This window comes from Streptomyces sp. NPDC008137 (genome assembly GCF_042957035.1).
Taxonomy (GTDB): Bacteria; Actinomycetota; Actinomycetes; order Streptomycetales; family Streptomycetaceae; genus Streptomyces.
Map to the genome: position 1 here is coordinate 496910 of NZ_JBIBHN010000002.1, position 26039 is coordinate 522948.

The window sequence follows — 26039 nt, forward strand, 5'->3', positions numbered from 1 at the left end:
TCCTCCCCCTGTCGTTCGGCCCTGGAGACCGCCCTCGTGCACGCAGTACTCCTGTTCCCACCGGCAGCCGACCCCCGCAGCCCGCACCTGGCCCTTCCATCCCTCACGGCCCATCTGCGCCGCAACGGCGTCGAGGTGACCCAGCGGGACCTCGATGTGGAGGCAGTTGACGCGCTGCTGCGCCCCGCCGCGCTGGAGCGAGCGGCCGAAATCTGTCGCGACCGCCGGTCCCGACAGGTCCCGGCCGGCGAGCGGGACCGGCTCGACCGGGTCCTGGCCATGGCCGAACGGACGCTGGAACTCGCCCCGGGGGCAGCCGATACGCTCCGCGACCCATCGGCCTTCTACCATCCGCTTGCCCTCGCCGAAGCGCGTGAGGCGCTGTCCCACGGACTGCGCATGGTAGGGGCCGCCCACAGTGTGGACTGGGACGTCGCGCCTGTGACCTACGCGGTCGACGCCATCGACACCGCCCGCATGGCGGATTTGGACCGGGTGACCGCTGACCCCGCGGTCAACGTCTTCGAGCACCAGTGGGAGCACGGGATCCTCGCCGATCTGGCGACCGTGCGTCCGGACGTGGTCGGCATCTCCATCCTCAACCACCAGCAGGTAGTTCCGGGCCTTACGCTCGCGCGGCGGTGCAAGAGCGCGGGCCACACCGTTGTGATCGGCGGCACCGTCTACGCGAAGTTCGCGTCGGCACTCCTGCGGCGGCCCCGCTTCTTCACGCTGTTCTGCGACGCGCTGGTGCCGTACGAAGGGGAGACCGCCCTGCTGGGCATCATGGAACGTCTCGCGGACGGCCGGGACCTGGCAGGAGTGCCCAACACCCTCGCACTCGACGCTTCCGGGGCCCCGGTTGCGGGGCGGGTGGTGGCCGAGGACGTGGCGGCCCTGCCGACCCCCGACTACGACGGCCTTCCCCTGGACCGCTACCTCACCCCGGTCCCGGTCCTGCCGATTCTCACGGGCAAGGGTTGCTACTTCAACAAGTGCCGGTTCTGCGACATCCCGCACATCAACCGTGTCGCCCCGCGGCCGTACCGTACGCGCCCGCCGGCCGTCGTCGCCGAGGACGTCGCCCGGCTGACGGAACGCCATGGCTGCCGGCACTACGAGATCACCGATGAGGCGCTGTCCCCCCGCTTCCTCCTCAGACTGGGCGAGGCCCTGGCCGAACGGGACCTGGACGTGTCGCTGGTCGGCTACGCCCGCCTCGAGCCCGGCTTCGACACCGCCACGTGCGAACGCCTTGCCGCCATGGGGGTGCGCAAGCTGTTCTTCGGCCTGGAGTCGGGCTCCCAGCGCATGCTCGACCACATGGACAAGGGCATCCGCCTGCCCGTCGCCTCGCAGGTCCTGCGCGCGGTCCATGAGGCCGGGATCTCCCTGCACCTGTTCAGCATGGTCGGGTTCCCCCAGGAGACCGAGCAGGATGCCCGGCGGACGCTGTCCTTCCTTCTCGACCACGCCGATGTGCTCGCCGACCCCCGGCACAGCTTCGACGTGCACGGCTTCAGCCTCGACGTGCGCACCGACTATTTCGAGCAGGCGGACCGCTTCGGCATCGAGATGGACGCGGAGGAACTGGCCGGTGCCGACTTTCCACTGTCGGTGCAGTCGTGGACATCGGCCGGAGGGCTGTCCACGCAACGGTCGCAGCAGCTCATCGCCGAATTCCACGCCGTCCTGCGGGCCCGTTTCCCGGTGCATCGGCAGTTCCCCGCGCACCTGTGGCCGAGTTTCGAGGAGTACGCCATCTTGTACGCCGAGCGTTACGGAACCGACCGGTTCCCCTGGCAGTTGTGCCTGCCACCGGCCGGGGACCCGCTGCGGTTTCGGCTGGAGTGGCCACGCAGCACGCGATTTCGGCCTGTCGGCGATGGCTTCGCCGCCGAGTCGTTCACAGGGCGGGTGCGCACGCCGCGGCAGTTGCTGCAGTTGCTTGCCCGGCCCGCCGAACCGTGCACGGTCGACGACCTGCTCGCCATGCTCGCCTCCCGGGTCGTCGCTTCGGATGGCGACCGCGACGCCCACGACCGGGCGGTGATCGCCAAGGAACTGCAAGGCATGATCGACGAGTTGCTGGCCGCCGGCGTGCTGTGGCTGGTGCCCGACATCGCCACCGGGATCGGAGCCGCCGCGTGAGCAGCGCCAACACCGCCCTGCGGGACCTGCTCGCCGCGGGCTCGGCCCCTGTCCCCAAGCTTTTCAAGGGCGGGACCCACCGCTGTGTCTCCCCCGAGGACACAGTCCGCCGCGTGAGCCCCTTCTTCGGCATGATGGGCATCACCCGCGTGGCGGACGTCACCGGGCTCGACCAGATCGGCATCCCGGTCGTCGTCGTCACTCGGCCCAATTCTCGTTCGCTGTCGGTCTCGCAGGGCAAGGGCGTCGATCTGGCCGCCGCGCGGGCCTCCGCGGTCATGGAGTCCGTCGAGGCCTGGCACGCCGAGCGGATCGCCGCGCCGGTGAGGCTGGCCACTTACGAGGAACTGCGCTGGGGGCACACGGTGGCCGATGTCACCGCGTTGCCTGTCGACGCCGGGTCGGGGTTCCATCCGCACCTGGACCTGCTGTGGACGGAGAGCTGGGACCTGCTCGGGCAGACCGCGACCTGGGTGCCGTACGAATTGGTCCACACTCGCTTCACCCTGCCCCGGCCCACCGGCGCAGGCTGCTTCCTGGCCTCCTCCAACGGACTGGCCTCGGGCAACCATGTGATCGAGGCCGTGATCCACGGCATCTGCGAGGTGATCGAGCGCGACGCCACCACCCTGTGGCACCTGCTGGACCCGGACGCGGCCGCCGCCACCCGCATCGATCTGGCGACGGTGAGGGACCCGGACGCACGGACCGTGCTCGATTTGTACGAGCGCGCCGGTGTAGACGTGGCGGTGTGGGAGACGACGACCGCCGACATCGGTGTGCCTTCCTTCTTCTGCGTCGTCACCGAGGGCGACGACCCCTTCCGCCGTATGCACTCGGCAGCAGGCATGGGCTGTCACCCCGTGCGGACGGTGGCGCTGCTGCGGGCGCTGACCGAGGCGGCACAGAGCCGGCTCACCATCACCGCCGGGTCCAGGGAGGACGTGGCCCGCGACGACTACGACCGGGTGCGCAACCCCGATGTGCTGGCCCGAGAGCGGGCCCTGTTGCAGGGCACCCCCGCCCGGTCCTTCGACTCCGGTCCGACTTTTGACGCCGACACCTTTGACGCAGACCTGACCTGGCTGCTGGAACGCCTCAAGAACGCCGGAGTCACCCAGGTCCTCGCCGTCGACCTGACTTTGCCGCATCTACGCATCCCGGTCGTGCGGGTGGTTGTCCCCGGGCTGGAGTCGGCGAGCATGCTGGATGGCTGGGTGCCCGGACCACGGGCCCGGGCACTGCGCGGCGGCGTCGCCACACCGTCCCCCACCGCCTCCGAGCAGGAAGGGGACGCCCGATGAGCGAGCTGCACGGCGCCGTCTGTGTCTTCGTGGGGCCCACGCTGCCGGCGCAGGCCGTGACCGATGCCCTCCCGGACGCCGTCGTGCTGCCGCCCGCCGCGCAGGGGGACGTGTACCGCGCGGCCCGGGAAAGACCGCGGGCCCTGGCGGTCGTGGACGGTTACTTCGAGCGGGTGCCCTCGGTGTGGCACAAGGAGATCCTCTGGGCCCTGCACGAGGGCATCCCTGTCTACGGCGCCTCCAGCATGGGAGCGCTGCGGGCCGCGGAGCTTCAGGCCTTCGGCATGGTCGGAGTCGGCTGGATCTTCGAGCAGTTCGCCGTCGGCACGCTCACCGACGACGACGAGGTCGCGGTGGCGCACGGTGAACGGGCTCTCGGCTACAGGACGGCGTCCGAGGCGATGGTCAACATCCGCCGCACCCTGGAGGCGGCGGCAGGCGAAGGAATCATCGGCGGCGACGACGCCGACATCCTCGCAGCGCTCGCCAAACAGCGCTTCTACCCCGAGCGCTCCTGGCCCGCCCTCCTCCGTGAGGCAAGCGGGCGCGGCCTCGCCGACAGCGCCGCCGCACTACGCGCCTGGCTTCCGCACGGCCGAGTGGACCAGAAGCGGCAGGATGCGCTGGCACTGATGGACCTGCTGCACACCAGTCCGCCGGAACCCGTCAGCGTCCCTTGGGCCTTCCAGCACACCTTGTGGTGGGACGACCTCGTACGGAGCGCCGGCCCAGCTCCCGCCACCGGCGACCATGGCGCGCTCACGATGCACCTGATCCTGGAGGAACTGCTCCTGGAGCCGGAGGAATTCAACGACGCCTACCGCGGGGCCCTCGTCCGCGCCCTCACCTCCGCCGAGGCGGAACGCTGCGCACTGCGGCCCGACGCCGCAGCAGTGCGCGAGTACGCCAACGACCTGTGCGCCGCCCTCGGACTGACCGACCAGGCAGCATTCGACGCCTGGCTGGCGCACAACCACCTCGACCTGGACGGTTTCAACGCCATGGTCAGGACCGACGCGGCAGCCGCGCTGGTCGCCACGCGTGCCGGGGCGGATGTCCTCGCTCACCTGCCCGACCAGCTCCGAGTCACAGGCCGCTTCGGCCGACTTGCGGCACGGGCCGAGGACAAGCAGCGCACGCTCGCCACCGTCGGCCTGGAGAACCCCTCGGCCGAAGCGGCCGGAGGCGGCACGCAGGAGCTGTACCAGGAGTGGTTCGATCGGCACGGCCTGCCCGTCCCGTCCCATGTCGACCGGTGGGCCAAGACCGCCGGCCACCGCGACGAGGACGCCTTTCGGCGGATGCTGGCCCGCGAAGCGGTGTACCGGAGCCTCAAGGAGCACGCATGAAACGGACGTGGCTGCGTGCCGATGTGAGCATCAACGTCACCTATGAGGACCGGACACGCTTCGGCAGCCCGGTCACGGCCAATCCGGAGCTCGCCGTGCGCCGGCTGTACGCGCCTCTCGCCGAGCACGCCGAAGCCCACGGCCACGCCTCGCTTGTCGCGGCAGCTCCCGCGCTGCTGGCCGAGGTGGTACGGGGAGAGGCGTTCCGGGCGATCGCCGACGTGGCGGCCGACGGCGGCTGGCACCTGCACGAGGACGTCCGCCACCCCGACCCTGCGCTGGCCCGGCCGCGCCTGCTCACGCTGAGCCGCGAGGACCTGACAGACGGCGAGGCGCTCGTCAGGCTCCGTCTGCCGGACAGCCACTGGGCGCCGGCCCACGCGCTGATCGCCGATCTGAGCAACGACGGCCTGACCGAGGCGGCCGCCCGAGAGCTGCACCCCGACATGCGCACCCTGCTGGCCGGTCTGCGAGAACAGGGCCTGGTTGCCGAAGTGCCCCCCGGCCGCCGCGCCCCAGAACTGGACGACGCGGACGTCACCTTCTGCGGCCACAACACCGTCCTGGCGCAGGGGCACCAGGCACGAGTGCTGGTCGACCCCTGGCTCCCCGCCCGCCGCGCCGTATACCCCGAGACCTATCAGCCGATGCAGCCCGCCGACCTCGGCCGTGTCGACGCGATCCTGCTGACGCACAGTCACCCGGACCATTTCGACCCCGCGTCGCTGCTCCGCCTGCCGCCGGACACACCCGTCGTCGTCCCCGTGGTCGAACGGGAGAGCATCCTGACCGCCGACCTGGCCCTGCGCCTGACCGAGCTCGGCTTCACCACGGTCGTACCGCTCGCCTGGCACACGTCCTGGCAGGTCGGTGACATCACGGTGACCGCTCTGCCTTTCTACGGGGAACAGCCCACCGACGCCGAGCGGCTGCACCCGGAAGTCACCAACGTCGGCAATACCTATCTGGTCGAGACCCCGCGCTCCCGCTCCGTCTTCCTCGCCGACGCGGGGCGTGACAACCGCGGGGACATGCGCGATGTGGCGCTTGAGGCGCGCGCCCGGCTGGGCGGTCCCGACCTGGTCTTCGCCGGCTACCGCGGCTGGCGCATGTACCCGGCCCAGTTGCTGTTCTCCTCCATCGGCCGCTATCTGCCGTTCGTGCCACCGGAGCTGTGGGCTTGCCGCATGCAGCTGATGACCGACGCGGACGGTGCGCTGGACCTGGCCGAGCGCTGGGGCGCGCGGACCGTCGTACCGTACGCCGACGGCGGAGCGCCCTGGCACTGGAACCTGGGTCTGGGACCGAGACTGGACGGGCACGGCGATGAGATCGCGGGAATCGACCCGTTCCCCGAGTGCGTGACGCGGACGGCGCGGTGCCGCTCGTCGCTGCCCGACGGTCAGGTGAGCTCCTCCGGGGTGGAGGTGTGCCTGCTGCGCCCCGGCGACTCCCTGGCGCAGGTGCGTGGCCGGTGCCGCCTGGTACGGGTGCCCGGCCACAGTTGGCCCTGGCATGAGGAGGTGCCGGTGGATGTCCACTGACCGTGGACGGGCCGGGACATGAACGTGAGGGTGATCGGCGCGCCGGTCGTGCGGGTCGCCGCCTTGCCGATCGACCTGCTCGAATCCTTCGCCGCTGACACTCTCGCCCACCGAGCCGACCAACTCCTCGCGCTGCGCGAGGCGATCACCACCCGCAGCGGTGAGCTCTCCGACGCCCTGTTCCCGGTGGTGCCCACTCTGTCCCGGCGCGAACGCCGCGCCGTGCTGGCCCTGCGTCGCGCCCTGCACGCCGGCGCGGAGCCCGTAAGCTGCGACACGTCGGTCACCACACTCTTGGACGCCCACGGCGACGTGGGGCGACGGATCCGGGACGACCTGGAGCAACGACGACGCCTGGCCGCCCTGACCGAGGAGTTCGCCGCCGCTTGGACGGCCGAGGACAGCCGGCAGCGCGCCCTGCTGCGGCGGATCGCCCGCTCCGACCGGTTCCGGACCGCTCTGGCGGTGGGCAACCCCTCCGTCCATGACGCCTGGGAACGATCCCGACGCGACGACGGCCCGGCCAGACGCAGACGGCTCGAGCACACCCTGTGGCGGCTTCTGAGCCGAGCCTGCGCCCGCCCCACACCGCAGGGCCTGTGGTCCGGGGTGCTCCACCCGCACCGCGCGGAACGCCCCGAAACGAACCGATACGAGGTCGGGGTGCGCCTGGCACCCTTTCGCGCTGCCGCCGAGACACTCGCCCACCGGGACCCCCTGCGGGGCCGGCTGCGCCGCGACCCGAGCGTCCACCGCGAAGGGGACGCCTGGTGGTGGCTGTCCTTCGGGCCGAACGGGCCGGCATGGAGCCGCGTCGAGGGACAGCCGCTGATGGACGCCGTCCTGTCCGCCTGTGACGGCGGCCAGACCGTCGAGCCCGCGGACCTGCTCGCCGCTCTGGCCGGGGACGACACCGCGGCGCGGCCTGCACTCGAACGCGTCCTGCGGGTCCTGGTGGCGCGCGGGCTCCTTCACCCGTGCGCGGGGCTCCCCGGCACCGCGGAGAACGTATGGCAGGCCCTGGAGGCCGTCACCCCTGGACTCGGGGCCGGGGACGGGGAGATGTGGGCCCTGTCGGTGAAGCGGATCCGGGCGCTGTGCGACGAATTGGCACTCGGCCTGGCCGAGTGGTCCCCCTCGCGGGTTCGGGAGCAGGTGCGGGCTTGCGACAGGGAGGCCGCCAAGCTGTTCGCGTTCGCGGACGTCCCCGCGCCGGAGAGCACGATCGTCACCGTCGACTGGGAGCCAGGAGCCGCATTCCACCTGTCCTGGACGGCGGCCGACGACCGCGCCGCCGAGGAGACGATCGCCGAGGCGCTGGCGAACGCGGGGGCCGACGCGACCGCCGAGCGGTACCGGCACGCGTCGGTCGGAGAACTGGCCGAGGCGCTCGCGGGCCTGCCGCCCGTACCGCTCGGGGAGGCGATGCGCCGCTGGGACGCCGTACAGGCCGCACGGCAACACGCCGGCGGACGGCCCGCTACCGCCGACAGCCCGGACACCCGCCCTGGTGTCCTCGATCTACGCTTCGGCCCGCGACCGTTCGCCGCCCTGGGGGTGCAGGAGAACTGCGACCTGTGGGAGGACCGTCTGCTCGCCGACCGGCTCCGCCCCGTCCACAGGCTCGCCGCGATGCCCCGCACGACGAGCGGCGGGCAGGGCGCGGCCGTCCTCACTCCGGACGGCAGGGGGCACCTGGCCTTCCTGTGGGGACGTCCCCAACCCGCCGCCTTCCACGCCCGGCACCGGCCGGGAGCGGCGGACCGGACGGCGTTCCGCGCGGCCCTGCGCGGCCGGGCGGTGGAGGTCGTCGGCCGCGACTGCGCCGAGCCGGGCACGGCCGTCCGCCCCGACCTGACCGGCGCGCGGCTCGACCTGACGGCCGCCGGGCAGGCCTCGGCCGACCGGTGGCTGCTCACCGTGGATGACGACGGCCGCGTCTGGTGTGTGGACGCCAGGGAGCCGGCCCGGCGACTGATGCCGGTCTACAACGCGGCGGCCGAGACTGGCCACCAGGATCCGCTCAGTCATCTGCTGTGGACGGCCGCCATGAGCCACGGCTGGGAATGGCTGTCGCTCGGGCTGCCGGCACTGCCGGCCGAACGCGAGGTCTGGCGGCACCACCCCGAGGTCAGGACACATGGCGGCATCCGCATCGGCAGCCGCCGCTGGACCGTCCCCCCGACTGCGGCGGCCGAACTGGTCCGCCTCTCCGGTCCGGCCCGCTACCTAGCCTGGAGACAGGCCGTACGGGACATGGGGCTGCCCGCCCTGGTGCAGGTCCGTCCGGAGCACCCGGCCGCCACTCCCCTCGCCGTGCTGCCGTCGAGCCCCCTTGCCCTGGACGCCCTCATCACCCTGGTGACCCAGGCGGACCCCGGACCGCTGGTCATCACCCCTGTATCCGGCCGCAATGACCCCCGGCGCAGGCTGGTCGACGGCGAACGACGCGAACACCTGTGGGAGGCCGCCGTGGCATGGAGTATGTCCGAAGCACCTGCAGGGCACCGCCCCGACACGGGCAATCGGCCCGTGCTCGATCCGGACCTCGCGCTGTGCGGGCCGGAGAGCCTGCGGGCAGCGGGCGATCTCTGGGTGCAGTGCGACTGCGATCCGCCGGCAGACCGAGCCGGGTGGTTCCGGCTGCGGGAGGCCGTCGCGCGTTGGGAGGACGAAGGGCTTGTCTCCCGCTGGTGGTTCCTGCACAAGCCTCCGGGGATCCGGCTGCGGCTGGAGTCCCCGGACCCCGGCGCGCTGCGCCGCGCCATGGCGGACGCGCCGCCGCCCGCCCGGCTCCCGGGGTTGCGGACGACCGGCGTGTACGAACCCGAGACGTATCGCTTCGGCGGACCGGCCGGTCTCGATCTGGCGCATACCCACTGCGCGGCCGACAGCCGTCTCGCCGTGTCGTGGCACACCTGCTCGGACGACGGCGGGGCCTTGCTCGTCCCCTTGGTGGGCCTTGTCACCGCGCAGACGCTGCTGTCCAGGATCGCCGACGACGCGGACGAGCTCCGGGACCTCTGGTTGCGCCTCGACCACGCCCTGCGCACGGTCCTCGGTCCTCACGTCGCACCCGACGGCCCGCCGTACGTGAACTCGGCTGGGGCGGCCTCGCTTCTGGCGGGGCGAGTGCCGGTCACTGGGGACGCGGTGGCCGACACCTACCTGGTCCGTGCCCGGCGGTGGGCGGCGCGCACGGGCGACGCCGCCGCTCTGCTCAGGCGCGCTCAAGGCTTCCCGGTACGGGCCTGGGCGACAGCGCTGGTGCTCTTCCACTGGAACCGGTGGGGGCTCACGCCTGAGCGTGTCCTTCCAGTGGTGCGGGCCGGACTGTCCCCGTACGAGGACTCCGCCTGCCCTCAGGAGTATGGCTCACGGGTGCCAGGGGGCGAGAGCGCGTGACGCTCTGCCGTACCCGGCAGGCCGAGCCCGTCCGGCCTGGCTGGCACGCCTGGCGGGTCCGGTGCGGGTCGGCGTCCGCGCGGGAGCGACTGCTGATCCTGGTCGCTGGTGCAGCGAGAACCCCGTGGTTCTGGGCCGACCTGCTCGATGAGGGCGCCTTGATGGAGTTCGCCGTCCCCGTCGCCGAACCCCTCGAAGCCCAACTGGGCTGGATCACGCGCGCGTTGCGGTGCGGACTCGTTACCGCCGCACAGCCCCGCCCCTGTGCGGCGGTATGCAGCCCCGGACTGTTCTCCTATGGCCGCCCGCCTCTCGTCTGGGGCGATCTGCTGGCGGTGACCAGCGACCGTGCGCACGGCGTCCTGACGTCCGGCTCCGGGGGCCCGAGCGGGTACGCACCGCAGGACGTGATCGCCGGCGAAGTGACGAGCCTTTACTCCTGGCTGGCTCCGGAGCGCCACCGGTCCGCCGCGGCAGACTGGCACCTTGCCTGGCTCGAAGCCACCGCCGACGACCGTGCTTCCGGCACCCCGCCCTCACCGCCGCCCGCGGCTTCGGACTTCCCCCCGCTTCCCGGCCCCGGCCTGCCCGCCGGCCTTGCGATGGGCCTGCACACGTGGTCCTCCTGCGTCGCTCGTCTGGCCGGCGTCCCGGCCGAGGAAGTGTGGACGCCGGTGGTCGCCAGGCTCTGCCACATCCAGGCCATCCGCCTCGGCGGTACGGACGCGGGGCGCCGCGCGGAGACGGTAGCTCTGCTCGCGTTGCCACGGGGGTGACCAGCGGGGGGCCGGGAGGCCGACCGCCGTTCGCGAGCCGCCGGACGGACCTCGGGGCGTGCACTTCCACTTGCCAGGCGATGTCATGGTGCAGGGTGTCCGCTGCTTGGGTCGTCCCCATGTGCCGGGCTCGTCCGGGCGCTCGGCGCGGACATCGAGAGCGGCTGAGCCGAGGACGCCGCGGGCGTCGCCGACACCGTCCGGGCCGTCCTGGCCGGGGGAGCGGGGGGTGAACATCGAGGACGCGCTGTACGACGTCCGCGCCGGAGCGGGCGGTCCGCTGAGGAACGTCCAGGAGCAGGCTGAGGCGGCGGGCGTGCCGCTCCCGACGGGATCCTCGTCCCCGGGGCCGTCGACCCGGGGATCGTGAAGGAACTCGTGGACGGCGTCGACGAACCGCTGAACGTCATGGCAGGACCGGGCGCACCGCCGGTCGCCGAACTCGCCGCCCTGGGAGTGGCTCGTGTCAGTGTGGGTTCGGGCGTCGCCCAGGCCGCCCTCGCCCTGTCCGCCGAGCCGTTCGGAAGCTGCTGGACATGGCGCGGGGACGTCAGCTCAGCACGCGTCCCGCATCAGCTCCGCCAGACCGTGGTCCAGATCCAGCTGGAGGTGCTCGAGGCCGACGGGCACGAGCTCGCTCGTGGCCTCCAGGAACCGGCGCACCTCACTGGAGCGGACATGCACGACGGCGGTGCCCTCGGGGGCGTGGAACTCCAGCACCGTGCGGTCGTACCCGTAGGGCCGCACCCGCACGTCGCCGTGTCCCTCCGCCTCCTTCAGGCCCGCGGCGAGCAGCTCACGGGAGAAGGTCCAGCAGACCTCGACGCCCTCCAGCGTGGCCGGGGCGGGGAAGGTCATGCGGACGGCGAACGGATCACGTCGGTCGTAGTGGAGCGTCGCGGGAATGCTCGGCATTCGCGGCGCGGCGGCGACGAGACGGGCCTCCACGGGCTGCTCGATGACGATGGACAACGCCTTGCTCCCTTGTGACGGCTGGACGGACTTCCGGCCGGATGAGGCCGGGCATTGGAAGAGACGCCGGATTCAGCCAATCCGTGCACACCAAATGCGAGTGACCTCCGTCACCGCGTTCATGCACCAGAGTGACGTGACGCTCCTCATGTGCCACGGCGGGCACTTGTGGCGACCGACGGAACACCCCGGACGCCCGCGAGGCCGTCTGGACGGCGTCCGGACGGTGGGCTAGCTTCCCCGGCCATGAGGCGCTTGGGGAACACGCGACGGCCGGGACGAACACGGCGCAGGGCGACCGCCGCGGCGGCGTGCGCGGCGGCACTGGCCGCCCTGACCGCCGTACCGGCGCAGGCGCACGGGCCGGAAGACCGGGCGGCGCCGCACTGGGAGCTGAAGGACACCGGCACCCCTGACGTGCGGTTCCGCGGCCTTGCCGCCGTCAGCCGGAACACCGCCTGGGCCGCCGGGTCCGGCGGCACCGTCCTGCGCACCGCCGACGGCGGGGCGACCTGGCGGAACGTCTCGCCCCCGGGCGCGGCGGAGTTGCAGTTCCGGGACGTCGAGGCGTTCGACGGGCGCCGGGCCGTGGTCCTGGCCATCGGCGAGGGCGAGGCGTCCCGGGTGTACCGGACCGATGACGGCGGGGCGACCTGGACGGAGCCCTTCCGCAACACCGACCCGAAGGCCTTCTACGACTGCCTCGCCTTCTTCGACCGTCGCCACGGCCTCGCGATGAGCGACCCGGTGGACGGGAAGTTCCGCATCCTGTCGACCGGTGACGGCGGCCGTTCCTGGAAGGTGCTGCCGAACGCGGGCATGCCGGCCGCGCAGGAGGGCGAGGCCGGATTCGCCGCGAGCGGCCAGTGCCTGGTCACCTCCGGGCCGAAGGACGTCTGGCTCGCCACCGGCGGCGCGGCACGCGCGCGGGTGCTGCACTCCGCCGACCGGGGACGCACCTGGACGGCCACCGACACGGCCCTCCCGGCGGGCGACCCGGCACGCGGCGTCTTCGCGCTGGCCTTCCGCGACCGCGCCCACGGCCTCGCGGTCGGCGGCGACTTCCGCCCCGACCAGCCCTCCCCGCAGTCGGCCGCGCGGACCCCCGACGGCGGCCGCACCTGGCGCCCCGCCACCACACCCCCGCCCGCATACCGCTCCGGAGTCGCGTGGCTCCCGCACAGCCGCACCGCCGCCCTCGCCGTCGGCCCCACCGGCACCGACCTGACCGCGGACGGCGGCCGCACCTGGCGGACGGTCGACACCGGTTCCTACGACACCGTCGACTGCACCCCCGACCGAGGGTGCTGGGCCGCCGGTGAGAAGGGCCGGGTTGCCCGCCTGGAGCACTGAGCATGCGGACTGCCCTGATCGTTGGCAATGTGGGTACTCGTTCACTGGTCGTGAAAGGAAGTGAGCGGTGATGCCACGCGGTTCGAGCTCCAAGCGGGAGCGTCAGTACGAGCACATCAAGGACAGCGCGAAGGACCGGGGCGAGAGCACCGGCCGCGCCAAGGAGATCGCCGCGCGGACGGTCAACAAGGAACGCGCCCGCTCCGGCGAGGCGAAGACCGCCAGCCGCACCTCCACGGAGGACATGTCCTCAGGCAAGCGCGGCGGGCAGCGGTCCGGGAAGGGCTCCCAGGGGCCCACCTACGACCAGCTCTACCAGGAGGCCAAGCGCCGCGGCGTCGACGGGCGCTCCAGCATGAACAAGAGCCAGCTGCAGCGCGCACTGAACAAGTGAGGCACGTGCCTCCCGAGGCCGGCCGGACTCCCCCGTCCCGCCGGCCTTCGCGCTGCCCGTAGGCTCGGGCGCACCATGACGACCGTACGCATCCCCGACGACTGGCCCGCGACCGAGGAACAGGCCCGCGCCGTCCAGGACGAACTGCGCGAGCGCGTCGTCCTCGACGAACCCGGACCGCCGCCCGGCACGGGCCATGTGACGGGGGTCGACGTCGCCTACGACGACGAACGCGACGTCGTCGCGGCGGCAGCGGTCGTCCTGCACGCGTCGAGTCTCGAGGTCGTCGCGGAGGCCACGGCGGTGGGCCGCGTCTCCTTCCCCTATGTGCCCGGACTGCTCGCCTTCCGCGAGATCCCCACGGTCCTGGCCGCCCTCGACGCCCTGCCGCTCCCGCCCGGCCTGGTGGTCTGCGACGGCTACGGCCTCGCCCACCCCCGCCGCTTCGGCCTCGCCAGCCATCTCGGCGTCCTGACCGGCCTTCCCACGATCGGCGTCGCCAAGAACCCGTTCACCTTCGCCTACGACGACCCGGACACGCCGCGCGGCAGCGGCTCCCCACTGCTCGCCGGCTCCGAGGAGGTCGGCCGCGCCCTGCGCACCCGGGACGCCGTCAAGCCGGTCTTCGTCTCGGTCGGCCACCGCGTGTCGCTCGACGGCGCCTGCGCCCACACCCTCGCGCTGACCCCCGAGTACCGCCTCCCGGAGACCACCCGCAGGGCGGACGCCCTCTGCCGGCAGGCGCTGCGCGCGACCTACTCGGACTGATCGGCCACCCGCCAGCGGCCCACCTCGCGGTACTCCGAGTCGTAGACGACCGACCCGTCCCCGGGGCGGAGCGTGTAGTGGCGCAGATTGCCGCCCCAGTACCTGAGGATCCGGCCCAGCTCGCCCGCCGGATCCTTCGCCAACGCCGCGTCGTCCATGGTGACTTCGAGAAGGAATTTCATGCCTTCAATGGTTTCATTGAACTCCTTTTTGGCACTTCCGCGGCCGCCGCCCCAGGTGGAGCGGACCCGTGGTTCGGAAAAGTCTCAAACCGAAGAGGTGGCGGAGGCGATCCGGGCGGCGCGATCTGAGTACCGGCTCTGAGTACCCGTACGGATGCCCGGCCCCCGCCCAGGTCGGCAGGCTGGGGCGCATGACAACGCACCGCGCTCCCAAGCCTGTTGCCGCACCGACCCAGACGGTCGAGAGGGCTGTCACGGTCGGGCTGATCCTCGCCGCGCTGGCCGGTCTCGCCTGGATCGCCGGGATGATCTACACCCTCGCCGAGTGGCCGATGTAGGACAGAGCCCCTCGGCGGCCACTCGGCCGTCGCTCGGCTGTCCCTCAGCGGGCCGACGCGACGCGGAAGCGGATGCCCGCCGCGCGCAGCCGGTCGATCAGCGCGTCGCCCATCGCCGCCGCCGTGGTGACCTGGCCCGCCGTCTTCGGCAGCTCGTCGAAGGCCAGGCACAGCGCCGACTCGGCGAGCATCTTCGCCGTCTCGTCGTACCCCGGGTCGCCGCCCGAGACCTCCGTGTACACCCGCCGGCCGCCGCCCTCGCCCACGAAGCGCAGGGAGAACCAGCTCTTCGCCCGCTTCTCGGGGCTGGGCCCGTCCCCGGGCTTGAGCCGGTCCGACAACCAGCGCCGCGCGGGCGCCACCTGGGCCGCCGCGACCAGCGCGCCGACGGCCGCGACCCCGCCCACCGCGACGGGCAGGTGCCGGACGGCCGCGTACTGCCGGTAGCGGAAGTCGGGGCCGTACCGGTCGAGGGCCGCCGCCGAGCGCCGCACGATCTGCGGGTCGATGGTCGGCATCGGCAGCGCCCAGGCGCCGACCTCCTTGGCGAACCGCGGTGTACCCATCGGCGCGGAGACGCGCCGTCCCACCAGCCGCGGCTCGTGCCGCCGCCGGTCCCGTACGGCCGCCGCCATCTCCCGCTGCCGGGCGAACTGGTTCAGGGCCGAGTTGAAGGTCCCGCCCGAGAAGGCCGCGTCGGCGGTCACGAAGCCCTCCACGGTCAGCGGCACGTCCTCGGGCAGCTCCCGCACGGTGAAGTACACGCCCAGGTCGTGGGGTATCGAGTCGAAGCCGGCGGCGTGCACCAGCCGCGCCCCGGTCTCCCGCGCGCGTGCGTCGTGCCGGACGTACATCAGGTCCACGAACTCCGGCTCGCCGCACAGGTCGAGGTAGTCCGTCCCGGTGTCCGCGCAGGCGGCGACGAGCTCCTCGCCGTACTTCACGTACGGCCCGACCGTCGTGGCCACCACGCGCGCCTGCTCGGCCAGGGAGCGCAGCGAGGCCGGGTCGGTGACGTCCGCCCGCAGCACCCCCACCTCGGCGTCGCCCGGCAGCCGCTCGCGCAGCCGCTCCAGCTTCTGCGCGCTGCGGCCCGCGATCGCCCAGCGCAGCCCGTCCGGTGCGTGCCCGGCCAGATACTCCGCGGTGAGCGCTCCGGCGAAACTGGTGGCTCCGAAGAGCACGATGTCGTACGGACGGTCCGTCCTGTTCAGCCTGCTCATGACACCCCTCGGTCGTGCAGCCCGTGCCGCTGTCGGTGGCCGAGGCTAGCGTGAGGGGTGCGGAGCCCGACGACGAGCCCGGAGGAACGACGATGGCCGTGCCCAGTAATGCCCTGAAGAAGTGGGAGAAAGTGCGCGAGTTCGCGCTGGGGCTGCCGGGTGCCGTCGAGGAGTTCCCCTGGGGCGAGTCCGTCGCGAAGGTCAACAAGAAGGTGTTCGTCTTCCTCGGCGTCCAGGACGGCAGTTACCCCCTGGGCGTGACGGTGAAGCTCAAGGACGAGACGGCCCACGCCCACGCCCTGGCCGGCCCCGGCGCAGAGCCCGCCGGTTACGGCCTGGGCAAGGCCGGCTGGGTAGCCATCCCCCTGGAGCGGGAGGGCGCCCCGGCCGCGCCGGTGCTCTGCGACTGGGTGGAGGAGAGCTACCGGGTGATCGCGCCGAAACGGCTGATAGCGGAACTGGACGCGGACTGACTCCGTCCGGCAGATTACTAAGCGCTTGCTCTCTTCAGGTCTTGTGTCGATCGGAACGCGTTCTTAGCATCACTGGTGTTACATCACTTGTGTCACAGCACTGGGGGCTGGATGACCACGGCAAAGACGCCAGGACACGGCCCGCTCACCGGCGTGCGCGTCGTCGAGCTGGCCGGCATCGGGCCCGGCCCGTTCGCCGCCATGCTCCTGGCCGACCTCGGGGCCGATGTCGTGCGCGTGGACCGCCCCGGCGGCCCCGGACTCGCGATCGACCCGGCGTACGACGTCACCAACCGCAACAAGCGCTCGGTGGTCGTCGACCTGAAGTCCCCGGACGGCCCCGGCCATGTGCTGGACCTCGCCGCACGTGCCGACATCCTGGTCGAGGGCTACCGCCCCGGTGTCGCCGAGCGCCTGGGCGTCGGCCCCGAGGCCTGCCACGCCCGCACCCCTCGTCTCGTCTACGGCCGGATGACCGGCTGGGGGCAGGACGGCCCGCTCGCCGAGCGCGCCGGGCACGACATCGCGTACATCGCCCCCACCGGCACCCTCGGCATGATCGGCCGGCCGGACGAGCCGCCGGCCGTCCCGGCCAACCTGCTCGGCGACTACGCGGGCGGTTCCCTCTACCTCGTCGTCGGCGTCCTCGCCGCCCTGAACCACGCGCGCGCGACCGGCACCGGCCAGGTCGTCGACGCCGCCATCGTCGACGGCACCGCCCACCTCGCCACGATGATCCACGGCATGCTCGCGGCCGGCGGCTGGCAGGACCGCCGGGGCGCCAACCTCCTGGACGGCGGCTGCCCCTACTACGGGACGTACGAGACGGCCGACGGCCGCCACATGGCCGTCGGCGCGCTGGAGCCGCAGTTCTACGAGGAGTTCCTGACCCTCCTCGGGGTCGGGGACCAGGCCGCGGCCCGCAAGGACGTCACCCGGTGGGGTGAACTGCGCGAAGAGATCGCGGTCCGCTTCAAGACCCGGACGCGGGACGAGTGGACAGCCGTCTTCGAGGGCTCCGACGCGTGCGTGGCGCCCGTCCTGTCCCTGCGCGAGGCCCCGTACCACCCGCATCTCGCCGCCCGCGGCACCTTCACCGACCACGGCGGCATCACCCAGCCCGCACCGGCCCCGCGGTTCTCCGCGACCCCGACCTCCGTCCGCACCGGCCCGGCGCGGCCGGGCGCCGACACGGCGGACGTCGCCCGGGACTGGGACGTTCCCGGGCTGCTCGTCTCGTCCCGCAACCCTCAGTGAAAGGCCCCCTCGTGAGCACCGAAGCGTATGTGTACGACGCGATCCGCACCCCGCGCGGGCGCGGCAAGGCAGGCGGTTCCCTGCACGGCACCAAGCCCATCGACCTGGTCGTCGGACTCATCCACGAGATCCGCGCCCGCTTCCCGGGCCTGGACCCGGCCGCCGTCGACGACATCGTGCTCGGCGTCGTCGGCCCGGTCGGCGACCAGGGCTCGGACATCGCCCGGATCGCCGCCATCGCGGCGGGCCTGCCCGACACGGTGGCCGGTGTGCAGGAGAACCGCTTCTGTGCCTCGGGCCTGGAGGCCGTCAACCTGGCCGCCGCCAAGGTGCGTTCGGGCTGGGAGGACCTCGTCCTCGCGGGCGGGGTGGAGTCGATGTCCCGGGTGCCGATGGCCTCCGACGGCGGCGCCTGGTTCAACGACCCGATGACCAACCTCGACGTGAACTTCGTGCCGCAGGGCATCGGCGCCGACCTCATCGCCACCATCGAGGGCTTCTCCCGGCGCGACGTCGACGAGTACGCCGCCCTCTCCCAGGAGCGGGCCGCCACCGCCACGAAGGACGGCCGCTTCGAGAGGTCCGTCGTCCCCGTGAAGGACCGCAGCGGCCTGGTCGTCCTCGACCACGACGAGTTCCCGCGCCCCGGCACCACCGCCGACTCCCTGGCCAAGCTCAAGCCGTCCTTCGCCGACATCGGCGAACTGGGCGGCTTCGACGCGGTCGCGCTCCAGCAGTACCACTGGGTGGAGAAGATCGACCACGTCCACCACGCGGGCAACTCCTCCGGCATCGTGGACGGCGCCTCGCTCGTCGCGATCGGCTCCAAGGAGGTCGGCGAGCGCTACGGGCTCACCCCGCGTGCGCGGATCGTCTCCGCCGCCGTGTCCGGCTCCGAGCCCACCATCATGCTCACCGGCCCTGCCCCGGCGACCCGCAAGGCCCTCGCCAAGGCCGGACTGACCATCGACGACATCGACCTGGTCGAGATCAACGAGGCGTTCGCGGCGGTAGTGCTGCGCTTCGTCAAGGACATGGGCCTGTCCCTGGACAAGGTCAACGTCAACGGCGGTGCGATCGCCCTCGGCCACCCCCTCGGCGCGACCGGCGCGATGATCCTCGGCACGCTCGTCGACGAACTGGAGCGCCAGGACAAGCGCTACGGCCTCGCCACGCTGTGCGTGGGCGGCGGCATGGGCGTCGCCACCATCGTCGAGCGCATCTGACCCCCTCCCGACGGATCACACGGAGCACCTCCACATGAGCACTGAATCCACCACCATCCGCTGGGAACAGGACCGCACCGGCCTCGTCACCCTCGTCATCGACGACCCGAACCAGTCCGCGAACACCATGAACCAGGCGTTCCGCGACTCGCTCGCCGCCGTCACCGACCGCCTGGAGGCCGAGAAGGACTCCATCCGGGGCGTCATCATCACCTCCGCGAAGAAGACCTTCTTCGCCGGCGGCGACCTGCGCGACCTGATCCGCGTCACTCCCGAGACGGCCCAGGAGCTGTTCGACGGCGGCATGGCGATCAAGCGGAACCTGCGCCGCATCGAGACCCTCGGCAAGCCCGTCGTCGCCGCGCTCAACGGCGCTGCCCTCGGCGGCGGCTACGAGATCGCCCTGGCCTGCCACCACCGTGTCGCGCTGGACGCGCCCGGCTCGAAGATCGGCTGCCCCGAGGTCACCCTCGGCCTGCTCCCCGGAGGCGGCGGCGTCGTCCGCACCGTCCGGCTGCTCGGCATCGCCGACGCCCTGCTGAAGGTCCTCCTCCAGGGCACCCAGTACAACCCGCGCCGCGCCCTGGAGAACGGCCTCGTCGACGAGGTCGCCGACAGCCAGGAGGACATGCTCGCCAAGGCCCGCGCCTTCATCGACGCCAACCCGGAGTCGCAGCAGCCCTGGGACAGGCCGGGCTACCGCATCCCGGGCGGTACGCCCGCCAACCCCAAGTTCGCCGCCAACCTGCCCGCCTTCCCGGCGAACCTGCGCAAGCAGACGAACGGCGCCCCCTACCCGGCCCCGCGCAACATCCTGGCCGCCGCCGTCGAGGGCTCCCAGGTCGACTTCGAGACCGCCCAGGTCATCGAGGCCCGCTACTTCGTGGACCTCGCGGCCGGGCAGACCTCGAAGAACATGATCCAGGCCTTCTTCTTCGACCTCCAGGCCGTCAACTCCGGCGCCAACCGCCCCAAGGGCATCGAGCCCACGAAGGTCCGCAAGGTCGCCGTCCTCGGCGCCGGCATGATGGGCGCGGGCATCGCCTACTCCTGCGCCCGCGCCGGCATCGACGTCGTCCTGAAGGACGTCTCCCTGGAGGCGGCCCTCAAGGGCAAGGGCTACTCCGAGAAGCTGTGCGCCAAGGCCGTCTCCAAGGGCCGCACGAGCCAGGAGAAGGCCGACGCCCTGCTCGCCCGCATCACGCCCACCGCCGAGGCGCAGGACCTGGCCGGCTGCGACGCCGTCATCGAGGCCGTCTTCGAGGACACCTCCCTCAAACACAAGGTGTTCCAGGAGATCGAGAACGTCGTGGCGCCCGACGCGCTGCTGTGCTCCAACACCTCCACCCTCCCCATCACCGCCCTCGCCGAAGGCGTGGAGCGCCAGGGCGACTTCATCGGCCTGCACTTCTTCTCGCCGGTCGACAAGATGCCGCTGGTCGAGATCATCAAGGGCGAGCGCACGGGCGAGGAGGCTCTGGCCCGCGCCTTCGACCTGGTGCGGCAGATCAACAAGACGCCGATCGTCGTCAACGACTCGCGCGGTTTCTTCACCTCCCGCGTCATCGGGCACTTCATCAACGAGGGCGTCGCCATGGTCGGCGAGGGCATCGAGCCCGCATCGGTCGAGCAGGCCGCGGCCCAGGCCGGCTACCCGGCCAAGGTGCTGTCCCTGATGGACGAGCTGACGCTGACGCTGCCCCGCAAGATCCGGGCCGAGACGAAGCGCGCCGTGGAGGAGGCGGGCGGCACCTGGACGGCCCACCCCGCCGAGGCCGTGATCGACCGCATGGTCGACGAGTTCGGCCGCACGGGCCGCAGCGGCGGCGCCGGCTTCTACGACTACGGCGACGACGGCAAGCGCGCCGCGCTGTGGCCGGGACTGCGCGAGCACTACACCAAGCCCGGGTATCAGATCCCGTTCGAGGACATGAAGGAGCGCATGCTCTTCTCCGAGGCGCTGGACACCGTCCGGCTGCTGGAGGAGGGCGTGCTGTCCTCGGTCGCCGACGCCAACATCGGCTCCATCTTCGGCATCGGCTTCCCGGGCTGGACCGGCGGCGTGCTCCAGTACATCAACGGCTACGAGGGAGGCCTGCCCGGATTCGTGGCACGCGCGCGTGAACTCGCCGAGCGCTACGGCGACCGGTTCACCCCGCCCGCCCTGCTGGTGGACAAGGCGGAGAAGGGGGAGCGGTTCAGCGACTCAGCCCGGGGCTGACTCCCCTGAGGGCTCTGCCGAAGGCTCCGTGAGCCACTCGCCCAGCTCTTCCTTCAGCGACCGCTGGAAGGCCGTGAGGAGCGCCTGCACCACCAGCGGGTGCATGTGCGCCGACAGGGACCGCACGTCCCGGGCATCACGCTCCGCCACCTCGCCCCGGAAGAGCTGGGAGAGTTCACGGGCCGCGGCGCGCGCGTGTTCGATGAGAACCGTGCGCGCCGCGAAGATCGCCTCCTGGGAGAGCGGCACGTCCAGCAGCCCGACGCCCAGCCGGAGCAGGCCGAGGTCGGCCTCGTACCCGTCGTCCCCGGGCCTGACCACCCCCATCGCGACCAGCCGCGCTACGTCCTCGGCGCCGAGCGGCCGCCCGGCCCGGCGCTCCAGCTCTCGGGGCGTGACCGTCTCGACGGTGTCCGGCGCCCAGGACGCCACCACGGCCCGGTGGACGGCGAGGTCGTGCGCGCTCAGATCCGGCGGCAGCTGCCGCAGATAGCGCTCGATGCCCGACAGCGTCATGCCCTGCCGCTGCAACTCCTCGATCAGCGCCAGCCGGGCCAGGTGCTCCCGCCCGTAGTGCCCCACCCGCCGGGGGCCGAGCACCGGCGGCGGCAGCAGCCCCTTCGTGCCGTAGAAGCGGACCGTGCGCACCGTGACACCGGCCCGGACGGCCAGCTCGTCGATCGTGAGGGTCGGCTCCTCGGTGTCGGTCGTCATGTGCAGCAGTATCGCTGTCTCACCGGTGCTGTGAAACCTCGGGCGGCCGAGGTGAGGATCATGTGAGAAGTAGCGCTCTGTGACGTAGGCCACCGCGTGAGTCGCTCTGCGTGGGGGAAGGTGGCCCCTTGGTCTGTGCCTTTACCGAGGGCGCAGACCTTATGTACGTCCGGAAAGCCGAGCGTGACCCGCTCGGGCGCACCAGAGAAGTGGATCCACCGTGAGCAAGGACGCCGTGAACACGGCAGCAGCCGCATCCCGCAGTGACGCGGCCCAGGTGCCCGCGGACGCGGGTGACGCCGGCTACAGCAAGGACCTCAAGCCCCGCCACGTCAACATGATCGCCATCGGCGGCGCGATCGGCACCGGACTCTTCCTGGGCGCCGGCGGGCGGCTGCACAACGCGGGCCCGGCGCTGGCGATCGCCTACCTGGTGTGCGGCGTCTTCGCCTTCTTCGTCGTGAAGGCCCTCGGCGAGCTCGTGCTCTACCGCCCCTCCTCGGGCTCCTTCGTGTCGTACGCGCGCGAGTTCCTCGGGGAGAAGGGCGCCTATGTCGCCGGCTGGATGTACTTCCTGAACTGGTCGACCACGGGTATCGCCGACATCACCGCGATCGCGCTCTACACGCACTACTGGAGCCTGTTCACCGACATCCCGCAGTGGGTGCTCGCGCTGGCCGCCCTCGCGGTCGTGCTGGCCGTGAACCTGATCTCGGTGAAGATCTTCGGCGAGATGGAGTTCTGGTTCTCGATCATCAAGGTCGCCACGCTCGTCGGCTTCATGTTCATCGGCATCTTCCTGCTGGCCACACAGCACAAGGTGGGCGGCCAGACGCCGGGCATGAGCGTGATCACGGAGAACGGCGGCGTCTTCCCGAACGGCATGATGCCCGTCGTCCTGGTCATGCAGGGCGTGATCTTCGCGTACGCCGCGCTGGAGCTGGTGGGTGTCGCCGCGGGTGAGACCGCCGAGCCGGAGAAGGTCGTCCCGCGCGCGGTGAACTCGATCATGTGGCGGGTCGGTCTCTTCTACGTCGGCTCGGTCGTCCTGCTGGCCCTGCTCCTGCCCGGCTCGGCCTACTCGGGCGACCAGAGCCCCTTCGTCACGGTGCTGTCGAAGATCGGCGTCCCCGCGGCGGGCGACGTGATGAACCTGGTGGTCCTCACCGCGGCGATGTCCTCCCTCAACTCCGGCCTCTACTCCACGGGCCGTATCCTCCGCTCGATGGCGATGGCGGGTTCGGCCCCGAAGTTCACCGCCCGGATGAACCGCAGCCAGGTCCCCTACGGCGGCATCCTGCTGACCTGCGCGGTGTGTGTGCTCGGCGTCGGCCTGAACTACCTGGTGCCGGCCCAGGCCTTCGAGATCGTGCTGAACGTCGCCTCCCTCGGCATCATCAGCACCTGGGTGATCATCATGATCTGCCACCTGGTCTTCGTCCGCCGTGCCAAGGAGGGCCTGGTCGACCGCCCCACCTTCCGCCTCCCCGGCAGCCCGGTCACGGAGATCACCACGATTGTCTTCCTGCTGGCCTGCCTCGGCATGATGTGGAACGACCCCGAGGTCGGCCGCAAGACCCTCCTGCTCGTCCCCGTGATCGCGGCCATGCTGGTCGCGGGCTGGTTCGGCGTCCGCCGCAGGGTGTCCGCGACGGCCGACCAGGAACTGTCCCAGCTCACGAAGTAACAGGGAATGCGGGCCCGCCACGAAGGATCGGAGAACGCGGGCCCGCCTCAGCCCTGCCCGCCGAAGCCCCGCACCAGGGCTTCGGTCAGGCGGCCCGCGATCGAGCTGTCCGGATCCAGCCGGGGGTTGAAGATCGCGACGTCGAGGCCCACGGCTCCGTCGCCGGACAGTGCCGTGCGCAGGACGGTCTCCAGATCCTGCCAGGACAGTCCGCCCGGCAGCCGGTAGTCGACGGCGGGCATGACCGCGTCGTCCAGGACGTCGACGTCGAGATGGACCCAGTACCCGGCGCCCGTGCCGTCGCCCGTCAGCAGCCCGACCGCGCGCCGGGCCGCCTCGGCCGCCCCCAGGGCACGCACGGTGTCCAGGTCCATCGCGTGCAGAGCGGGCGGCAGCGGCTGCATGCCGTAGGACGCGGACTCCTCCGCGTCCCGGAACCCCAGGGCGACCACGTCCTCGTCCCGCACGAGAGGGCCCCGGCCCTCCAGGTCGGTCAGGACGCGCGGCCCGCGCCCCGTGGCCAGGGCGAGTTCCATGGAGGCCGCCTCACCCGCGGGTTCCGCCGACGGCTGATAGAAGTCGGTGTGCCCGTCGAGGAAGAGCAGCCCGTGCCGGTCCCGGCGGCGCAGCGCGAGCAGGTTGCCGAGGAGCACGCTGCAGTCGCCGCCCAGCACCACCGGGAATCGGCCGTCGAACAGGACAGCGCTGACCGCATCGGCCAACGCGACGGAGTACCCCGCGATGCCGCCCGGGTTGAGCACCCCGGTGTCCCGATCCCGCTCCGGGGCGTACGCGGGCGGCTCCACCCGGCCCGCCCGCACCGCTCCCAGCCCCTCGGCCAGCCCGGCCCCGAGCAGTGCCTCCGGCGATTCCTCCACACCGGTCGGCCGCAGCCCCAGCACGGACGGAGCCTCGATGATCGCCACATCCCGCACGCCCGGCTCCCTTCAGCCGCCGGCCGACGCGCCGCCCGGGCCCATACGCCGGACGCGCATGGGCCCACCGTAGACCGCCGTGCGGGAACAGGCGCGTCAGTGCTTGTGCTCCCCGCTCCCGTGCCGCGCGTGCTCATGCGCCCCGTTCGTCGCGGCGATCTTCTTCCACGACCTCGGCTCCGGCACCGCCCCGCCGGCCTTCGCCACGGACGCCGTCCGGGCCGCCGCCGACGTCGGCTTGGACGCCTGGAACAGCCACGTGTCGAAGAGGGCGGCCAGGGGCTTCCCGGACACCTCCTCGGCATAGCGCCGGAAGTCGGCGACCGACGCGTTCCCATGGGCGTACTTCCGCGGCCAGCCCTTGAGGATCGCGAAGAACGCCTTGTCGCCGATCGCGTTGCGCAGCGCCTGGACGGCCAGCGCGCCCCGGTCGTAGACCGCCGCAGCGAACTGGTTCTCCGGACCCGGATCCCCGGGCTTCACCGTCCAGAAGGAGTCGTCCGCCGGATGCGAGGCGTACACGTGGTCGGCGAGTTCCTGCGCCGTGCCCTCGCCCTCGTGCTCCGACCACAGCCACTGCGCGTACCGAGCGAACCCCTCGTTGATCCAGATGTCCTTCCAGCGTTTGAGGGACACGTCGTCCCCGTACCACTGGTGGGCGATCTCGTGGACGACGAGGGACACGTTCGATCCGTTCGCGAACTGCCGCGGGCTGTAGTACGGCCGGGTCTGCGTCTCCAGCGCGTAGCCCGTGGTGGTGTTCGGAACGTATCCGCCGAGCGCGTCGTAGGGATACGGCCCGAAGTACCCGGCCAGCCAGTCCGCGATCTCCCCGGTCCGTTCGATGCTCGCCCGCGCCGCGCCGGCGTGGTCGCCCAGGTCCTCGCTGTAGGCGTTGAGGACCGGGATACCGCTCTCGGTCGTGCCCGTCGTGATGGCGAACTTCCCGACCGCGAGCGTGGCGAGGTACGTGGCCTGCGGCTTGTTCGAGCGCCAGTTCCAGCGGGTCCAGCCGAGCCGTGAACTCGTCGACTGGAGCGTGCCGTTGGAGATGGCCTGCGTACCGTCCGGAACGAGTACCGACACGTCGTAGGTGGCCTTGTCGAGTGGGTGGTCGTTACCGGGGAACCACCACGCCGCCGCCTCGGGCTCGTTCGCCGCGACACCGCCGTCCGGGGTGCGGTGCCAGCTGGTGAATCCGTAGGCCTGCTTCGACGACGGCACTCCGCGGTAGCGCACGACGACGGTGACGGCCGCGCCCTTGGTCAGCGGTGTCTTCGGCGTGATCTCCAGCTCGTGCTCGCCCGACGTCCTGAACGAGGCCTTCGCGCCGTTGACGCGTACCTCGCCGACGTCCAGCAGGAAGTCCAGGTTGAAGCGCGACAGGTCCTGCGTGGTGCGGGCCACGAGGGTCGCGGTGCCCTCCAGTTCGTCCGTGGCCGGCTGGTACTTCAGCCTCAGGTCGTAGTGGGAGACGTCGTATCCGCCGTTCCCGTAGGCCGGGTAGTAGGGGTCACCGATGCCCGGCGCGCCGGGGGAGTGGGGCGCGGCCGACGCCGGGATCGCCAGCAGGAGAACGGCCGCTGCCAGGGCTCCCGGCGCGAAGATTCTGCGGTGCACGCAAGGCTCCAAGTCGTAGGTCCCGAAAGCTGTCCGGAGCCTATTGACTCCTTGTGTCACTAGTCATGTCCATGGTCCCTGCTGTCACACGATCGCCATTCGGCCGACATGAGGCACCCGCCCCCCGGGCCTCTCCCGGACACGCCG

Annotated in this window: 22 protein-coding genes and 1 pseudogene; 17 read left to right on the forward strand and 6 right to left on the reverse strand. The window is 71.9% G+C overall.

The window, feature by feature from the left end:
* Nucleotides 1–36: 36 nt before the first annotated feature.
* The 8 genes and pseudogenes from ACFZBT_RS05770 to ACFZBT_RS05805 form a co-directional block, all read left to right on the forward strand.
* Nucleotides 37–2151 (forward strand): radical SAM protein, encoded by a 2115-nt coding sequence (locus ACFZBT_RS05770; protein ID WP_391098741.1) that lies wholly within the window; start codon nt 37–39, stop codon nt 2149–2151.
* On the forward strand, nt 2148–3455 hold the full coding sequence (locus ACFZBT_RS05775; protein ID WP_391098744.1) for a YcaO-like family protein: 1308 nt from the start codon (nt 2148–2150) through the stop codon (nt 3453–3455). The genes ACFZBT_RS05770 and ACFZBT_RS05775 overlap by 4 nt, the downstream gene beginning before the upstream one ends.
* Nucleotides 3452–4804 (forward strand): TfuA-like protein, encoded by a 1353-nt coding sequence (locus ACFZBT_RS05780; protein ID WP_391098746.1) that lies wholly within the window; start codon nt 3452–3454, stop codon nt 4802–4804. The genes ACFZBT_RS05775 and ACFZBT_RS05780 overlap by 4 nt, the downstream gene beginning before the upstream one ends.
* Nucleotides 4801–6348 carry an MBL fold metallo-hydrolase gene (locus tag ACFZBT_RS05785; protein WP_391098748.1) on the forward strand — a complete coding sequence of 516 codons (1548 nt, stop codon included), beginning with the start codon at nt 4801–4803 and terminating at the stop codon, nt 6346–6348. Before ACFZBT_RS05780 ends, ACFZBT_RS05785 begins: the two co-directional genes overlap by 4 nt.
* An 18-nt stretch (nt 6349–6366) precedes the next feature.
* Nucleotides 6367–9753 (forward strand): thiopeptide-type bacteriocin biosynthesis protein, encoded by a 3387-nt coding sequence (locus tag ACFZBT_RS05790; protein WP_391098751.1) that lies wholly within the window; start codon nt 6367–6369, stop codon nt 9751–9753.
* The gene (locus ACFZBT_RS05795; RefSeq protein ID WP_391098754.1) at nt 9750–10529 is read left to right on the forward strand and encodes a hypothetical protein; all 780 of its coding nucleotides are present in this window, start codon (nt 9750–9752) and stop codon (nt 10527–10529) included. The genes ACFZBT_RS05790 and ACFZBT_RS05795 overlap by 4 nt, the downstream gene beginning before the upstream one ends.
* 229 nt (nt 10530–10758) lie before the next feature.
* A complete protein-coding gene (locus ACFZBT_RS05800) occupies nt 10759–10899 on the forward strand; it encodes a hypothetical protein (RefSeq protein ID WP_391098756.1) in 141 nt (46 codons plus the stop codon).
* 8 nt (nt 10900–10907) lie between these two features.
* Nucleotides 10908–10979 (forward strand): annotated as a pseudogene (locus ACFZBT_RS05805) (hypothetical protein); the annotation flags it as partial.
* A 105-nt stretch (nt 10980–11084) separates the two neighbouring features.
* Here the strand turns inward: ACFZBT_RS05805 and ACFZBT_RS05810 are convergent.
* Nucleotides 11085–11501 carry an SsgA family sporulation/cell division regulator gene (locus ACFZBT_RS05810; RefSeq protein WP_184588159.1) on the reverse strand — a complete coding sequence of 139 codons (417 nt, stop codon included), beginning with the start codon at nt 11499–11501 and terminating at the stop codon, nt 11085–11087.
* 246 nt (nt 11502–11747) lie between these two features.
* On the opposite strand from ACFZBT_RS05810, the gene ACFZBT_RS05815 reads away from it, so the two are divergent.
* The 3 genes from ACFZBT_RS05815 to ACFZBT_RS05825 all read left to right on the forward strand — a co-directional run bounded on the left by ACFZBT_RS05815 (nt 11748) and on the right by ACFZBT_RS05825 (nt 14016).
* Nucleotides 11748–12854, forward strand: a complete 1107-nt coding sequence (locus ACFZBT_RS05815; RefSeq protein WP_391098758.1) for a WD40/YVTN/BNR-like repeat-containing protein — start codon at nt 11748–11750, stop codon at nt 12852–12854.
* A gap of 70 nt (nt 12855–12924) precedes the next feature.
* A complete protein-coding gene (locus tag ACFZBT_RS05820) occupies nt 12925–13248 on the forward strand; it encodes a plasmid stabilization protein (RefSeq protein WP_391098760.1) in 324 nt (107 codons plus the stop codon).
* Nucleotides 13249–13323: 75 nt separating this feature from the next.
* The gene (locus ACFZBT_RS05825) at nt 13324–14016 is read left to right on the forward strand and encodes an endonuclease V (protein WP_391098762.1); all 693 of its coding nucleotides are present in this window, start codon (nt 13324–13326) and stop codon (nt 14014–14016) included.
* Here the strand turns inward: ACFZBT_RS05825 and ACFZBT_RS05830 are convergent.
* Nucleotides 14004–14198 carry a hypothetical protein gene (locus tag ACFZBT_RS05830; protein WP_391098765.1) on the reverse strand — a complete coding sequence of 65 codons (195 nt, stop codon included), beginning with the start codon at nt 14196–14198 and terminating at the stop codon, nt 14004–14006. The genes ACFZBT_RS05825 and ACFZBT_RS05830 overlap by 13 nt on opposite strands.
* A 191-nt stretch (nt 14199–14389) precedes the next feature.
* Here ACFZBT_RS05830 and mmpA point away from each other — a divergent pair, with 191 nt between their 5' ends.
* The gene (gene mmpA / locus ACFZBT_RS05835; protein WP_391098767.1) at nt 14390–14536 is read left to right on the forward strand and encodes a morphogenic membrane protein MmpA; all 147 of its coding nucleotides are present in this window, start codon (nt 14390–14392) and stop codon (nt 14534–14536) included.
* Nucleotides 14537–14580: 44 nt separating this feature from the next.
* Here mmpA and ACFZBT_RS05840 read toward each other — a convergent pair whose 3' ends face one another.
* Nucleotides 14581–15759, reverse strand: coding sequence for a saccharopine dehydrogenase NADP-binding domain-containing protein (locus ACFZBT_RS05840; RefSeq protein WP_391098769.1), 1179 nt, complete (start codon nt 15757–15759; stop codon nt 14581–14583).
* A 92-nt stretch (nt 15760–15851) separates the two neighbouring features.
* On the opposite strand from ACFZBT_RS05840, the gene ACFZBT_RS05845 reads away from it, so the two are divergent.
* From ACFZBT_RS05845 to ACFZBT_RS05860, 4 genes are all read left to right on the forward strand, one after another.
* Nucleotides 15852–16232, forward strand: coding sequence for an MmcQ/YjbR family DNA-binding protein (locus ACFZBT_RS05845; protein WP_391098771.1), 381 nt, complete (start codon nt 15852–15854; stop codon nt 16230–16232).
* 111 nt (nt 16233–16343) lie between these two features.
* Nucleotides 16344–17489 (forward strand): CoA transferase, encoded by a 1146-nt coding sequence (locus tag ACFZBT_RS05850; protein ID WP_391098773.1) that lies wholly within the window; start codon nt 16344–16346, stop codon nt 17487–17489.
* A gap of 11 nt (nt 17490–17500) precedes the next feature.
* Nucleotides 17501–18715: an acetyl-CoA C-acetyltransferase gene (locus ACFZBT_RS05855; RefSeq protein ID WP_391098775.1), complete on the forward strand. Its 1215-nt coding sequence runs from the start codon at nt 17501–17503 to the stop codon at nt 18713–18715.
* 34 nt (nt 18716–18749) lie between these two features.
* A complete protein-coding gene (locus ACFZBT_RS05860; RefSeq protein WP_391098779.1) occupies nt 18750–20936 on the forward strand; it encodes a 3-hydroxyacyl-CoA dehydrogenase NAD-binding domain-containing protein in 2187 nt (728 codons plus the stop codon).
* Here ACFZBT_RS05860 and ACFZBT_RS05865 read toward each other — a convergent pair.
* Entirely contained in the window at nt 20922–21650 is a 729-nt protein-coding gene (locus tag ACFZBT_RS05865) for a MerR family transcriptional regulator (protein WP_391098781.1), read from the reverse strand. The genes ACFZBT_RS05860 and ACFZBT_RS05865 overlap by 15 nt on opposite strands.
* Nucleotides 21651–21870: 220 nt before the next feature.
* On the opposite strand from ACFZBT_RS05865, the gene ACFZBT_RS05870 reads away from it, so the two are divergent.
* Nucleotides 21871–23337, forward strand: a complete 1467-nt coding sequence (locus tag ACFZBT_RS05870; RefSeq protein WP_391098783.1) for an amino acid permease — start codon at nt 21871–21873, stop codon at nt 23335–23337.
* 47 nt (nt 23338–23384) lie between these two features.
* On the opposite strand, the gene ACFZBT_RS05875 is transcribed toward ACFZBT_RS05870, so the two are convergent.
* Entirely contained in the window at nt 23385–24272 is an 888-nt protein-coding gene (locus ACFZBT_RS05875; protein ID WP_391098786.1) for an arginase family protein, read from the reverse strand.
* 96 nt (nt 24273–24368) lie between these two features.
* Complete coding sequence (locus ACFZBT_RS05880; RefSeq protein ID WP_391098789.1) at nt 24369–25892, reverse strand: M1 family aminopeptidase; 1524 nt, start codon at nt 25890–25892, stop codon at nt 24369–24371.
* Nucleotides 25893–26039 lie beyond the last annotated feature (147 nt).